This window comes from Pseudomonas sp. WS 5412, from assembly GCF_012985615.1.
GTDB classification, from domain to species: domain Bacteria; phylum Pseudomonadota; class Gammaproteobacteria; order Pseudomonadales; family Pseudomonadaceae; genus Aquipseudomonas; species Aquipseudomonas shahriarae.
Map to the genome: position 1 here is coordinate 101,624 of NZ_JAARMB010000010.1, position 13,462 is coordinate 115,085.

Genomic DNA, 13,462 nt, shown 5'->3' on the forward strand with positions numbered 1-13,462 from the left:
TCCCTTATGTGCCAGAACTGCCTGGTCAAGACCATTCATAGTGTCAACAGCCATTTTGGCTGGGACAACCGCTTCGAACCAACCGCACGGGTAACGCCGGGCTCTATGCTTGAATTCTGCTGCCTTGATTCGTCCAACGGGTTCTTTACGCCCAACTCGGTGGTGAGTGACGTGGGCAAGGTACCGTTCGACAAAATCAACCCGGTTACCGGGCCTATTTTCGTCGAAGGGGCTGAACCAGGAGATGTGCTCAAAATTACCCTCGACAGTTTCAAGCCCAGCGGCTTTGGCTGGACGGCGAATATTCCGGGCTTCGGCCTGCTGGCCGACCAGTTCAAGGACCCGGCCCTGGCCCTGTGGCATTACGACAAGGTCAACCTGGCCCCTGCGGCGTTCAGTGATTTTGCCCGTGTGCCGCTCAAACCTTTCGCTGGCACCATCGGCCTGGCCCCAGCGCAGGCGGGGTTACATTCGGTGGTTCCACCACGCCGGGTCGGCGGCAATCTGGACATCCGGGACCTGTCCGCTGGCACCACGTTGTACTTGCCGGTGGAGGTCAGTGGCGCATTGCTGTCGATCGGTGATACCCACGCGGCACAAGGTGATGGAGAGGTGTGTGGCACCGCGATTGAAAGCGCCATGGACGTGGTGGTGAAAATCGACCTGATCAAGGATACCCCGCTGGCAACCCCGCGCTTCAGCACACCTGGCCCGGTCACACGCCACCTCGATTCTGCCGGCTACGAAGCGTTCACCGGGATCGGCCCGGACCTGATGCAAGCGGCGCGTCAAGCCGTGAGCAATACCATCGACTGGCTGTGCCGTGAACACGGTATGCCGGCAGAGCAGGCCTATATGTTGTGTTCGGTATGCGGCGATCTGCGTATCAGTGAAGTTGTCGACCTGCCCAACTGGGTGGTGTCGTTCTACTTCCCGAAAGTCGTGTTTGCCTGATGCGTTTTCATTGCGAGCGGCTTGATGTATGCCGCTTCAATCGCGAGGAGCTTTGATGAGTAACGGGATCTCCAAGCCGATTCTGTCGGTGCAGCATTTATCCATTGATGTCGGCCTGGGGGCCACGCCCCGGCGGGTGGTCGATAACCTTAATTTCGACCTGTATCCGGGACAGACGCTGTGTATCGCCGGAGAGTCCGGTAGCGGAAAATCACTGTCGTCGTTGGCGATCATGGGGCTGTTGCCTAAGGCCGTGCGGGTGGCGGAGGGTGCGATCAGGTTTGCCGAGCGCAACCTGATCGGGATGCCTGAGCGCGAACTTCAGCAGTTGCGTGGCAAAGAGATTGGCATGATTTTCCAGGAACCGATGACCTCGCTGAATCCGCTGATGACCGTTGGTCAGCAGTTGGAGGAAACGCTGCTGCGCCACGAACCGTTGGGGCGTCAGGCCCTACGCCTGCGAGTCAAGGAAATGCTGGCGTCGGTACGCATGCCGCAGGTCGAAAAACGTCTACAGCAGTACCCCCATGAACTCTCCGGTGGCATGCGCCAGCGTGTGATGATCGCGATGGCCATGCTTTGCCGGCCCAAGGTGTTGATTGCTGATGAACCGACCACAGCGCTCGACGTCACTATTCAGGCGCAGATTCTGGAATTGATGCGCGAGTTGCAGCAGGTGTACGGCACCAGCTTGCTGATGATCACTCACGACATGGGCGTGGTCGCGGAAATGGCCGACCAAGTGGTCGTCATGAATCATGGCCGTACCGAAGAACAGGCACCGGTGCGTCAACTGTTTACACAGCCGCAGGCAGACTACACGCGTAAATTGCTCGCAGCCGTTCCGGTGTTGGGCACCGTGGGTCAACCGGAGAACATCAGCCAGCAGCCGGTGATTTTGCAGGTTCGCGATTTGTCCGTACGTTTTCCCGTGCGTACCGGCTGGTTTGAGGAGAACCGGCAAGTGCATGCGGTCGAGGGCGTCAACTTCGAGTTGCGCCAGGGCGAAACGCTGGGGCTGGTGGGGGAGAGCGGTTGCGGCAAGTCCAGTACGGGCAAGGCCCTGATGAACATGCAGGCTTACCAGGGCAGCGTGAAGTTGTTCGGCAAAGAGCTCAACGGCCTGCAAGGCGCCGACCTTCATGCGGTGCGGCGGGATATCCAGATGGTGTTTCAGGACCCCTATGCGGCCTTGAACCCACGCAAGAACATCCTGGAACTGGTGGGCGAGCCTTTGTTGATTCACCACCAGTTGCCCCTGGCGCAACGCCAGGAACGGGTCGCTGAACTGCTTCGCCAAGTCGACATGCCAGTCGACACGATGTATCGCTACCCCCACCAGTTCTCCGGTGGCCAGCGCCAGCGCATCTGTATCGCACGGGCGCTGGCGCTCAACCCGAAAGTCATCATCGCCGACGAATCCGTTTCGGCCCTTGATGTTTCGGTTCAGGCTCAGGTGCTGGAATTGCTTGAGCATTTGCGTGAGGTGCATCGGCTCAGCTACTTGTTCATTTCCCATGACATGGCGGTGGTCGAGCGCATTTGTCATCGTGTGGCCGTCATGTACGGCGGTCAGATCGTCGAGATTGGCCGCCGCGATCAGGTCCTGGGCAACCCTCAACATCCTTACACCAAGCGCCTGCTCAGCGCCGTCCCAATGCCGGACGTTGACCGTAAGCGCGATTTCAAGGCGCTCTTGCATGAGTTCGAGCAACCAAGCCCGATCAAGTCAAAAGGCTTTGAAGCCCCGGCGCAGAAGTTTCAGGACTTGGGGAACGAGCATTGGGTAGCGGTAGGCTAACCAGCTGTAGGGAGAGGTGAGCAATAACGACCTGACAGCGGAGCAGAGGCAAACGATCTTTGCGTTATCGGCGGGAATGGCGCGCGCTGCTGTGGCGCACACCTCCGGCTTTGTGATGGGGGCGGTTGTTGCGCCCCGGCAGTTCTGGCCCCTCAGTGGATTCTGGTCTGGAATAAAAATCAGCCCTTCGATTTCCAGGTTCAATGACGAGGCTTGCATCGTTACGCGGTGTAGCTTGGGGAGCCCAAGCTCAAGCTCTCTGATCGCTTTAGTCGACTGACCGCTCCACATGGACAGAATGCCCAGCAGCATGCATGACACACCGCCTATGTGGCGAGATCCCGCACCGGGAGCTGCCAGAATCGTCCCACTCCCGTGGTTTGCACGGGAGTGTTTCACTCATTTATCAGCGCACCTTGAAACGGCTCATCAACGTAATCACCCGGCCATTGGCATCCAGCAGGCTTTGCGTATTGGTTTCAGTGGCATGGCCACTTTCCACCAGCTCTTCGACCATATGTCGGATCTGCACCATGCTGCGGTTGATCTCTTCGGTCACCGCACTTTGCTGCTCGGCGGCGGTGGCGATCTGGGTGCTGAGGTTGTTGATATGGCTGACCGAACCGGCCATTTCGTCCAGCCCAGTGTTGACGCGTGCCGTGGCATCCGCCGCTGACTGGCAGCTGGCCTGGGTGTTTTCCATTGCCGTCACCGACGAACTCACGCCAGTGGTCAGGCGCGCCAACATCTCGTTGATCTGCGAGGTGCTGGCCTGGGTGCGTGCGGCCAACGCCCGGACTTCGTCGGCGACCACCGCAAATCCACGGCCTTGTTCGCCAGCGCGCGCCGCTTCAATGGCCGCGTTGAGTGCCAACAGGTTGGTCTGGCCGGCAATCGCGCCGATCACGCCGAGGGTTTCGGTGATACGTGCGGCGTCCTGGCGCATGTTTTCCACGGTGTGGGTGGCGCTGGCCACTTCGCCGATCAGCGCGCTGACGCTGGTCGAGGCTTCGCCCACCACCACGCGGGAGCGGTCGGCGTGTTCGTTGGCGCGCTGGGTGAACGAGGCGGTTTCAGCGGCGTTTTGCGCGACGGTGTCGGCGGTGGAGCTCATTTCGGTGATGGCCGTGACCGTCTGATCGGTTTCCGAGGCGTGCCGCACCAGAATCCGGTTGGTCTGCGCCGACGTCTGCTGCAATTGCTCAAGCCCCGAGGCCATGGCGCCCGTGGCCTGGGTCACTTCGCCGATCATGTTCTGCAGGTAGATGATAAAGCGGTTTACCGAGTGGCCGATGGCGCCCATTTCATCCTCAGCACGGATGGTGATGCGCTTGGTCAGGTCGGCATCTCCGGCAGACAGCGAGTCGATATTGGTGCGCAGCGACTTCATGCGTTGCACCAGATTGCGAATCGCATAGAACGCCAGCAGCACCAGCAGCAGTACCATCGGGATTTGCAGCAGCGCCAGGCTGCCGAGCACATCGTCACGCTGGGCGGTGATCAGCGAGGTGGGCAGGGCAGTGGCGAGGAACCACGGGGTGCCCTCGATTGGGCGCATGTAAAAGGTGCTGGCCACTCCCTGGTTGTCGAATTCACCGCGCTGCAGGGCCTGGTCGCGATGGGCAAGGGCCTTGCTGACCTGGGCGGCAAACGCCGAGGTGCCGGTCAGTTCGCTGATGTTCTTGAGCACCACCGGGCTACTGATGCGCGTGCTGTTGCTGATGATCTTGCCGTCGCCTTCGACGATCAGCATCTGGCCGCTGATGTCTTTTTCCTTGCTGGCCACCAGCTCATTGAAAAAGCCCAGGGTCACGTCGATGGTGGCGACGCCGTAGGCCGCGCCGTCCCGCTGGATGGCCATGGCGCAGTTGGTGCGCGGCTCCTGGCTGGCGTCGTCCTTGTAGGCGGCGGCCCAGGCGCATTGGCCACGGGGCGAGGCGAGGCCGCCTTTGTACCAGCTCTGGTCGTAATAATTGGGTGCGGCGTCGCTGTTCCAGAACGTATTCACCGCCAGCTTGCCCGAGGCATCGCGGTGCCAGAACGTGCTGTGCTTGTTGCGCCCCGGCGTGCGCTGGTTGGGCAGCGGCCAGATACCGCCGCCGAAGACTTTCAGCTCGCCATACTGATCCACTAGGCCGGGCAGCACCTTGTCGATGGCGTCACTGTCGAGCAGCGGGATGGTTTGGGTGATGCTGCGTTGCTGGGCTTGAACCTTGTTGAGTTCGCCCTGGATCTGCACAGCTACCTCGGCGATGCGGTTGAGCACCACCTGTTCTTCAGTGTGTTTTAACGTGGGGGCGACCAACTGGCCGATGCCGACGACGGTTAGTACCGATAACACCAGGACGAACAGCACCAGGAACAGGGTGTAGCGGGTCTGGATGGAGCGCAGTGTGGGCATGGAGGTCGTCCTTACGAAGCGTTTATTATCGACGCGGCTTTATTAGAGCTTCGTCGGGCTATCGGCTTGGCAAGGAAGAGCTTTAGGTACGACGGTGCTGAGTTAATCGGCTTGACCGTGACCTTGCGCGCATAAGCTGCGAGGTTACCCATTGGAGGGAGGCTTAATCGCCGGTTTTACCTCCGTGAAGGCCGAGCCTTGGGTGCGGTCGAAATGATCATTGGCACCTGTAAAAATGCAGTCCGTGGTCTTGTTTTTCCTGATGGTGTCGTTAGCGTCGCTGGTACTGCGGAAGGCATGCTGTACCGCACGCGTACCCATGTGAAACGGCCAACTTATCCAAGATGCTTGTGTGGTTACATGCACGATACTTAATAACGTTGAGCATCATAAAGGGACGGTCGATATGAAGGGAAGTTTTACGTCAGGTCTATGGGTGGCATGTTTCGTGAGCAGTGTTACGGCGCTGGCAGATGAACTACCGCGTAGCGAGCAGATAAAAGCATTCCACGCTGCTGGATTTAACCAAGAGACGTCGGAGTGTGAAATTCAGGAAACTGGTAGCTACAGGCCGGTAACCATGGAATTGGTTGAGGACCTGAACGGTGACGGCCGACCGGATGCGTTGATTACCGAAGGCAGCACTTACTGTTATGGGCAAGCAGGTACTGGATTTTATCTGGTAAGTCAGCAGCCTGACGGCCACTGGAAACTCATGCTCAAAGAAAGCGGTGTCGCTGAGTTTCTCGCTAGCAAAGGCAGTAATGGTTGGCCTGATGTCGAGGTCGGTGGCCCGGGCTTGTGTTTTCCAGTGCTGCGTTACGACGGGCAAAGTTATCGAGTTCACCAAAGTGTTGGTGAACGGTGTGCTGACTAGCTGTAAAAGTCCGATGGCCCAAAGGCCAAACGAAGGCCGGTCAGCCGAGGACTACGGTGGCTGCTTTTGAATCTGGCGCGCGGTGTTCCAGGTCGCTATCGGTGTTAAGCATAATGTCTGAGACGTTATGGTCGCTATGCCGTCGGAATCGAGGCATTTAGCGCTGGGATAATAGCGAAGTCTCGGCGCTGAATTTAGCCATAACGTCCATTATGCGAGGCGCTCTTGCACCGAGAAACAGATGCCTTTCGCCGATGCCGAGTACGCCGGCAAACGTATGTGTGCGGCGATGCGGGTTGTACCGGTGAGGAGAAGCGTGCCGAGCATCAGAACCGCGCGATGATGTGGGCGATCGCCGCGCGTCCTAGCAGCTATAGAAGGCGCGGAAAAAAGAGCTTGATCGGGCTGTATGCGACGCAAGATTGAATACGGCAAAGCGCTGGCATGACCGGAAAAGGATAGTTGTTTAGGGGAGCTTATCTTTTAGAGTACTTCCACTAACTCAAATTCTTCCGCAACAAGCTCCATAGCCTCGTCGAACGAACCCTCTCTTTGAAAAAAATCTTTATGACCTTGCATCCAGTACCTTAGGCTGAGATCCCCTTCACCTTCCTTCCTCGCAAAATCTTGATCTACGTCGCAGTAACGAATTATACGCATCGAAATAACCCTGATCACACATACAGGGCCGCCCTTGCTGTTAAGAATGATGCTGTAGCCGCCAATAGCGGGTGCTGCATCTTCATGTTTGAACGATGAGAGCGAGCTACAACTGGCTGTTTTTATTCCTTTAGCGACAAGTTCAGCCAGTTCATCTGCCATTTCTGGCGTGTCTCCAAATGACCATGCAATGGCTCCCGGGTACCTGATCTTTAAATCATCAATTCTGCTCATAATTCAATCCACTTAAATCCTGTTGTTGGCTATAGCGCTAGCACCCATTAGATCGTCACGGTCGAGGCCTATGCATAAAGCCGGGCTCACATGCTTGTTTGTGCCAGGCTACGTCAATAATGAATCGCGGCATTGTAGTGTTTAAGGGGGCGACGTCAGCGCTTGGACGGTTTCCGCCTGTCTTGAGGGCCAAAATCGGCCAAACGCGTACGCTCGCGAACGTTTACAACCATAGGGGTCATGCAGCAACGTAGACAAGAACCGGCTGGAGGCAAGTGAGTGGCGGTGCCGAATCGAGCATGTCGGCAGGTTCACACCATGGATAGCTGCGACCTTGAAGCCAATCCATTATTTTCCGCATATGCTGGGAAGGGCACTCCAACATGTGTTCGATAGTAATGGACAGTTGCATGGCCAGGCCGCTTTGCGGTGAAAAGACCCAATGATATTCCCCACAGCCTACGCGCAACTCTCCAGTTGCTTTTGTTGACATGCCAACCAGCCATTTGCACCTATGAGCATGTGCTTCGGGCTTTGGAGGGGCACCGAAGCAGAATGTATAAACGTTCTCATATTGCAGGCTAAAGCTGCGTACCAGTACTTCAGCAATATCTTCGCGCCCCTGGACGTTGGGGGGAAATTGGATGGTGCTTGTCTGCACCAGCATGGTAAGAGTTGCGTCTGGACTGAAAGCATGCCGCAACAAGTCAGGCCGATTTCCGTCCTTGCCGAAGATGTAGTTCTCAATCGCTTTGGTGGCGTTTTTCATGCACAAATCCTAGTGCTGCTACAGGTGGGCCAATCGGGATTCCGGGCGGATTACGGGTTAACTGAAACCTGCTCCTTCGCGGACTCTGGTACATCAAACACCCTATCAAAGACCCACTGAAACGCCAGCGCGTAAAAGAAGAAGAAAACGAACAGCCCCAGATCGGTGACCAGTGCAGCCCACCAGGAAATTTCCAGCCACCATGCCACCAGAGGCACCAACAGTAGAACTAGCCCACCCTCAAAACCCAGTGAGTGGAGCAAACGTCTGCCCAACGTGCGAGCGCGCTGTGGCTGACGCGCTTCCCAGCATTCGAAAACGTAGTTGAACAGCACGTTCCACAGCAGCGCGCACACCGACAACATCAACGACAGCGCACCCGCATGGGCCAGGCCTTCGTCGTATATCAACGAGATGCTGGGCGACAGCACCGCAACAGCGATTGATTCATAGAGGATGGCTTGCAGAATTTTTCGCGAAGGTCCTTGCATGGTGTTTTCCGAAGGGTGGGTAGATCGAATACCCGCGACGGTATCGCTCCGTACACACCAAGAAAAATGAGATAAATTGCAGGCACATCAATTCAATTCATCTAGGGAGCGATGCGTGTTTTCGACTCTTGCGCTCAACGCGCTGCGGACCTTCGAGTCGGCTGCGCGACTGGGTAGCTTTAAAGCGGCAGCTGAGGAGCTCTCAGTCACCCCCACGGCCATATCCCACCAGGTCAGGACGTTGGAAGCTCGTCTCGGTGCGATGCTGTTCAAACGATCTGGACACGGTGTGGTGTTGACCGAAGAAGGCGAGTTGCTGTATCGCCGTACTCATCGCGCATTGTTAGACATTCGCCGCAGCCTGGAGGCTTTTTATCCGGACACTGCTCCCCAAACCCTGACCATTTCCACTACGCCGGGCTTGGCGGCAGCCTGGTTGATTCCACGGCTGGGTGGTTTCTATCGGAGCTTTCCGCAATTCAATGTGCGGGTCGATACACGTAACGAACTAGTCGATCTGCTGCGTGATTCCAGTGTCGATCTTGCTATTCGCTCGGTCAGCCGCGATGACCCGAAGTTGTTCTGTCAGGAGCTAATGAACGAGCAGTTCTCGGTTTACGGCGCCCCAGGTCTGGTGGCCTCGCTGAACGTAAATCAGGTCGAACTGATCAACCTGCACTGGAAAATTCCGGGACCCTTTTCAATCAATTGGGAAAGCTGGTGCGCGGCCGCAGGATGCCAGGCCTGGCTTGAAGCGGCGCAGATGCGTGAGTTCGACGACGAGCATTTTGCTTTGAGCGCTGCGATCGCGGGTCATGGGCTGGTGCTGGCAAGCAATGTACTGGTAGCCGACAGCCTCAGGCATGGAGAGTTAGTGGCCTATAGACCAGAAGTAAGCCTGCCTGGTCCGCGTTACGTTGCGGTGTGCGTGCCAGGGTGGGAGCGGCAGGTGCATGTGAGCGCGTTCCTGATGTGGCTGGCAGGTGCCGCTCGACAGGATGGATGACGACATTCGTTTGCTGCCCCTTGCCACAGGCAGCAATCGACCCAAAGCAGGGATTGGATAGAAATCGCGCAATGACGCGCTTTTTACTGTCGCTCCAACGCCGACCATAAACCACTGTGTCCGATGCCGGCGATCAACGTTCCATAGGGCCATGGTTCAGGGTGTCAACCAGCACGGACTAAGGTTGAATGAACCTGTCGGGGCGGCAAGGGCCGAGGGCAGGGGCCACGGTGGCGTCCATTATCTCTTCGCTGGCCAGACGGCCTATTATTGGGGCAAGGATAACGCCAGGGTGCATTGTGCAAACATATACACCGCTGACGGTGGGCAAGTAACCGACAATGGGAATGCCATCAGCGGGAAATGGTCTTAGCCCGACACATGCCAATTCCGGCTCAATGGAATCAGCCCCATGAAGTTCGTCCCGGATGGCCTGGGCTGTTCGTAGCGCAATCGCTTTTGCCTGGTTGTCCAGGGCATCACCCAGATAATCCTCTGCGGCTAGCAACGTCCCATCCTCTTCTTGTCTGACTTCCATTGCGGGGCTGGAAATTATGGTCTGCACCAGGTTGGCGGGTGCCTTGTAACGAATAAAAATGGCTGGAGATTCTTCTATAGGAAGAGAAACGTTAAGCATGTCGGTGAGTTTCTTGGTACCAATCCCCGCTGCGATTACAACGATATCGGCGTCAATTATTCCCGCTGTGGTTTCGAGCCCTGTAACTCGAGTATTCAGCATTCTAAATCCGAGAACCCGTGTATGGGTTAATACATTGGCCCCATGCGCTTTGGCGCCTGCAATCAAGGTGTGCGTTGCTCGTACCGCATCCAAGGCACCTGCTTGGGTTTCGTATAAGGCCTGTTCAGGGGGATGCTTGAGATTGGGTTCAATATCGACAATCTGGGGGCGGGACACTAAATGTTCTGCAGTTGTATTGCCTGCCCTTTGCAGCGTTTCATCCAGGTTCGTGCCGTAAGTTAGGGCACCTGTCCATCGAACGTTCAGGTCGGGTAATTCCAGGTCGAGTCGACGGAACTCATTGATGACCAAGCCGCGCAGTTGCGCAATAGGGTCGAACCCGCTGTGAGAAACGTTGATCCATGCAAATGAGGTCCCCGTCACGCCGCACGCAATATCTCCGGCGTCTACCAACGTAACATCTGCACCTTTGCCTGCCAGGTGATAAGCCAGGGACGCGCCCACTATGCCCGCGCCTATGACGACGACTCGGCTTTGCTTACGATCCTCCACATCAACCTCCATTTTGTCGATCTGATTGCGAGAGCGTTAGGGGATATGTGAGTGAAAAGGGGCAGATTTACCTCTAAAAATACATCTGCCCCGATTTTCGCTCGCTACCGCCAACTCAAGGTCGAAGGCAGCTTATTCCCCTACTGCAGTGGAACATAAATATCTGTTTGCCATTGATCCAGCGGTGTCTGGGGGTAGGCGCTCAGGTAATTGAAGAACAGCGGCTGGTCACGAAGTTCTTCTCCACTGGTGGGAAGCCAGTCGCGGTAAATCGGATAGATCGTTTCGCCAATATGATCCGGTGAACCCGTATGGCGCACCACGACGCAGCGGCCGCCAGGAATGACGAGGGCGTGCACGCCAAACTCATTTGGCGCCACAGCCTCATGAATCTCACCGCAGATCGCAAAGCGGAACGCTTGTGGAGGTGTCGTATCGGGGTTGTTATAGGGAATGCCAAAGGTGCGACTCGATGCCTGCGGCGACTGTCCGCTGTGCATACGCCACTCGATGAACTTGCGTACGCTCTCGCTGACGAGCCCCGCAGGCCCGCGGTGCTCAAGCGCTGCTACCTTGACCTCAGGGAAATCTACGATCCTTACTTGCATGATGATAGTCCTGGAAAAGTGAGGGATTGCGAACACCGTATTCCAGACTTGCCAGTTCGGTTCCTTGCTGAACGCACTCGGCGTCATACCGATCGCCCGCTTGAACGCCCTGCAGAATGCCTCGGGACTTTCAAAGCCGGCGTCGAGTGCGGCGTCCAGTACCGAATGATCAGCGACGGCCGCCAGGCGATGTGCCGCACGGCGTAGGCGCATCAGCTGCACATATCGTGAGACCGGCACGCCAACGAACGCGGTGAATTGTCGGTGGAAGTGAAATGCCGAAAAGTTTGCTACACCGCTTAACGTCTTCACCGACAGGTCGCCTTCGAGATTGGCATCAATGTAGGCGAGCACGGCGTTGAAGCGTTGTGTGTAAGCAAAATGGGTCGGCATGTCAGACACTGGAAAAGCTCCTGGAAGTACGGTCGCCCGTAGAGTCCGCTATACCGGCGTGAACGCGCCTAGCCGAGTTTGCTCAAGGTATGAGGCTTCTAGGTCGGTTGGCGATTGGCTCGAGGGCGACGCCTTCAATCGCCTCAACCACGGTGCTTAGTTGCTGGCCAGGCCTGTTCATCAGGGCCTAGCCGTTGGTGACTGGGGCTTTTGCATGAGACACTAACCATTGACGTTGCACCATTTAAGATCCTGCAGGTGTTGTCCAATAGCTAGAAGCACTCGGACGTGCATTCTTTACCCGATGGCTGAGACTTCAGCAAATTAGACCTGCATATCCTTGGAACACCGAATGCCTTCTCAGCCGAAACCCAGACTGAACCTACGCATCGTACTGCTCACCTTTGCGCTGTTCAGTGCCGCAGTCACTCTTGCCAATACATTCTGGGTAATGTTCAAGATCCAAAAGCGAGAGCTCATTGAAAACGCGCTGGAAGGCAACCGAGCTTACGGTGCTCGTATCGCAGCAGCGGTAGAAGGGGTGTTGAGTTCTGATCTAGACCGCCTTGAATATGGCTCGGCCATCGTTTCAAAGAACTTCTCTGATCGCCAACTGTTGGCTGTCGAGGCTCGACGGCTGCTTGAGCAAGACAACAGCTTCAACTCAGTGCTGATTACCAACGCCGACGGCACTTTCGTCGCATCTGCGCCAGAGCGGTTACAGCTAAACGGCCAATCTCTTCAAAGCCGCGAACCGCTCGAGCGGCGCAAGCCACTGGTCAGTAATGCATTTCACTCTATCACTGGCAATCTGGTGGTTTTCGTATCCCAGCCGGTCTTCGATGCAAATGGGCAGTACCTCGGGTTGGTGGGCGGGGCTCTCAGGTTGGAGCAGCAGAATACGCTTCAAGCGCTGATGGATTTGAACCGTCGACAAAATGGGGCATATGTCTATCTCGTAGACAGTCAGCGGCGTGTGCTCTACCACCCTGACCCTCAACAAATCGGCAGGCTCATTGACCATGATCGGATTGTAGATGCTGCACTCAGTCAGGCTAATGGCTCACTCCAGGCGGTCGACCGGGATGGGAATGAAATGCTTGCGGGTTACGCGGGCATACCCAGCAGCCGTTGGGGCATTGTCTCGCAGCAGCCAATGGCCGTTGTTCAGGAAACTTTGAGCGTTACCGCGCTGAAGGTAGCTAAAGGGATCGTGCCACTGGGCCTGCTGGGTTTGCTACTAATATGGTGGTCGGGGTCGAGAATCTCCAACCCGTTGTCCCGCTTGGCGGACAGCGCCGGACGCCTGGACGTGCCGGAAAGCTATGAGCGCATCAGCGCCATTCCTGTGGACTACCTGGAAAGCTGGCAGTTACGTCGGGCACTTTTGCTTAGCGTGAGCCTACTGCAGGAAAAAATCGGCAGACTCAACCACCAGGCTCAAAGTGATCCACTCACCGGGCTGGCAAACCGTCGTGCAATGCAAGACGCGCTCACGGTGTGGTTGGAGTCGAAGAAGACGATTGCTGTGATTTCTGTGGACATTGATCATTTCAAACGAGTGAACGATACCTTTGGCCACGACGTAGGTGACGAGACGCTCAGATCGGTAGCAGGACTGATGAAACAGAACTCTCGGCCGAGCGATCTGCTTTGCCGTGTAGGGGGGGAAGAGTTCGTTTTGCTGCTTCCCGATAGCTCAATCGCTGCCGCTGTAGACATCGCAGAGCGTTTACGACTCTCGATCGCATCCACCGCCTTGGAGGCTGTTGGTCACATTACTGTCTCGCTGGGGGTCGCGCTCTGGCGAGCCGGCGACTCGATGGATGATGTGTTCCAGAAGGCAGATCAATTGCTGTACCGCGCCAAGCAACAGGGGCGTAACCAGGTTGTGGCAGAGCAAGAATCCAGTGCCACCGGGCCAGCGTCCTGACACAGGCTTCGCCCGAGTGTGCTACACACAATGCGTTCGGGGCACTGGTGCAGCTGCTTCGAAAATAAAACGCTCCTGTTTCT

11 protein-coding genes and 1 pseudogene are annotated in these 13,462 nt (G+C 56.6%); 6 read left to right on the top strand and 6 right to left on the bottom strand.

The genetic code is table 11. The features are described from left to right. Positions 1 to 6 precede the first annotated feature (6 nt). Both HBR94_RS15135 and HBR94_RS15140 read left to right on the top strand, forming a co-directional pair. Complete coding sequence (locus tag HBR94_RS15135) at positions 7 to 954, top strand: acetamidase/formamidase family protein (RefSeq protein ID WP_169961139.1); 948 nt, start codon at positions 7 to 9, stop codon at positions 952 to 954. A 55-nt stretch (positions 955 to 1,009) separates the two neighbouring features. Then, on the top strand, positions 1,010 to 2,755 hold the full coding sequence (locus tag HBR94_RS15140) for an ABC transporter ATP-binding protein (RefSeq protein ID WP_057959796.1): 1,746 nt from the start codon (positions 1,010 to 1,012) through the stop codon (positions 2,753 to 2,755). A gap of 406 nt (positions 2,756 to 3,161) precedes the next feature. On the opposite strand, the gene HBR94_RS15145 is transcribed toward HBR94_RS15140, so the two are convergent. Then, positions 3,162 to 5,156: a methyl-accepting chemotaxis protein gene (locus HBR94_RS15145; protein ID WP_169961140.1), complete on the bottom strand. Its 1,995-nt coding sequence runs from the start codon at positions 5,154 to 5,156 to the stop codon at positions 3,162 to 3,164. Positions 5,157 to 5,562: 406 nt separating this feature from the next. On the opposite strand from HBR94_RS15145, the gene HBR94_RS15150 reads away from it, so the two are divergent. Next, the gene (locus HBR94_RS15150; RefSeq protein ID WP_178112859.1) at positions 5,563 to 6,033 is read left to right on the top strand and encodes a hypothetical protein; all 471 of its coding nucleotides are present in this window, start codon (positions 5,563 to 5,565) and stop codon (positions 6,031 to 6,033) included. Positions 6,034 to 6,303: 270 nt separating this feature from the next. Then, a pseudogene (locus tag HBR94_RS28700) lies at positions 6,304 to 6,432 on the top strand (IS5/IS1182 family transposase); the annotation flags it as partial. 84 nt (positions 6,433 to 6,516) lie between these two features. Here the strand turns inward: HBR94_RS28700 and HBR94_RS15155 are convergent. From HBR94_RS15155 to HBR94_RS15165, 3 genes are all read right to left on the bottom strand, one after another. Further along, positions 6,517 to 6,927, bottom strand: coding sequence for an ASCH domain-containing protein (locus HBR94_RS15155; protein ID WP_169961141.1), 411 nt, complete (start codon positions 6,925 to 6,927; stop codon positions 6,517 to 6,519). 238 nt (positions 6,928 to 7,165) lie between these two features. Then, positions 7,166 to 7,696 carry a hypothetical protein gene (locus HBR94_RS15160; protein ID WP_057441998.1) on the bottom strand — a complete coding sequence of 177 codons (531 nt, stop codon included), beginning with the start codon at positions 7,694 to 7,696 and terminating at the stop codon, positions 7,166 to 7,168. A 50-nt stretch (positions 7,697 to 7,746) separates the two neighbouring features. Then, positions 7,747 to 8,187, bottom strand: a complete 441-nt coding sequence (locus HBR94_RS15165) for a PACE efflux transporter (protein WP_057441996.1) — start codon at positions 8,185 to 8,187, stop codon at positions 7,747 to 7,749. Positions 8,188 to 8,302: 115 nt separating this feature from the next. Here HBR94_RS15165 and HBR94_RS15170 point away from each other — a divergent pair, with 115 nt between their 5' ends. After that, positions 8,303 to 9,193, top strand: a complete 891-nt coding sequence (locus tag HBR94_RS15170) for a LysR substrate-binding domain-containing protein (protein ID WP_170045093.1) — start codon at positions 8,303 to 8,305, stop codon at positions 9,191 to 9,193. Positions 9,194 to 9,371: 178 nt separating this feature from the next. Here HBR94_RS15170 and HBR94_RS15175 read toward each other — a convergent pair whose 3' ends face one another. After that, complete coding sequence (locus HBR94_RS15175) at positions 9,372 to 10,457, bottom strand: FAD-dependent oxidoreductase (RefSeq protein WP_170045094.1); 1,086 nt, start codon at positions 10,455 to 10,457, stop codon at positions 9,372 to 9,374. A gap of 128 nt (positions 10,458 to 10,585) precedes the next feature. After that, entirely contained in the window at positions 10,586 to 11,455 is an 870-nt protein-coding gene (locus tag HBR94_RS15180; RefSeq protein ID WP_057441989.1) for an AraC family transcriptional regulator, read from the bottom strand. Positions 11,456 to 11,798: 343 nt separating this feature from the next. Here HBR94_RS15180 and HBR94_RS15185 point away from each other — a divergent pair, with 343 nt between their 5' ends. Beyond that, the gene (locus HBR94_RS15185) at positions 11,799 to 13,379 is read left to right on the top strand and encodes a sensor domain-containing diguanylate cyclase (protein WP_170045095.1); all 1,581 of its coding nucleotides are present in this window, start codon (positions 11,799 to 11,801) and stop codon (positions 13,377 to 13,379) included. Positions 13,380 to 13,462 lie beyond the last annotated feature (83 nt).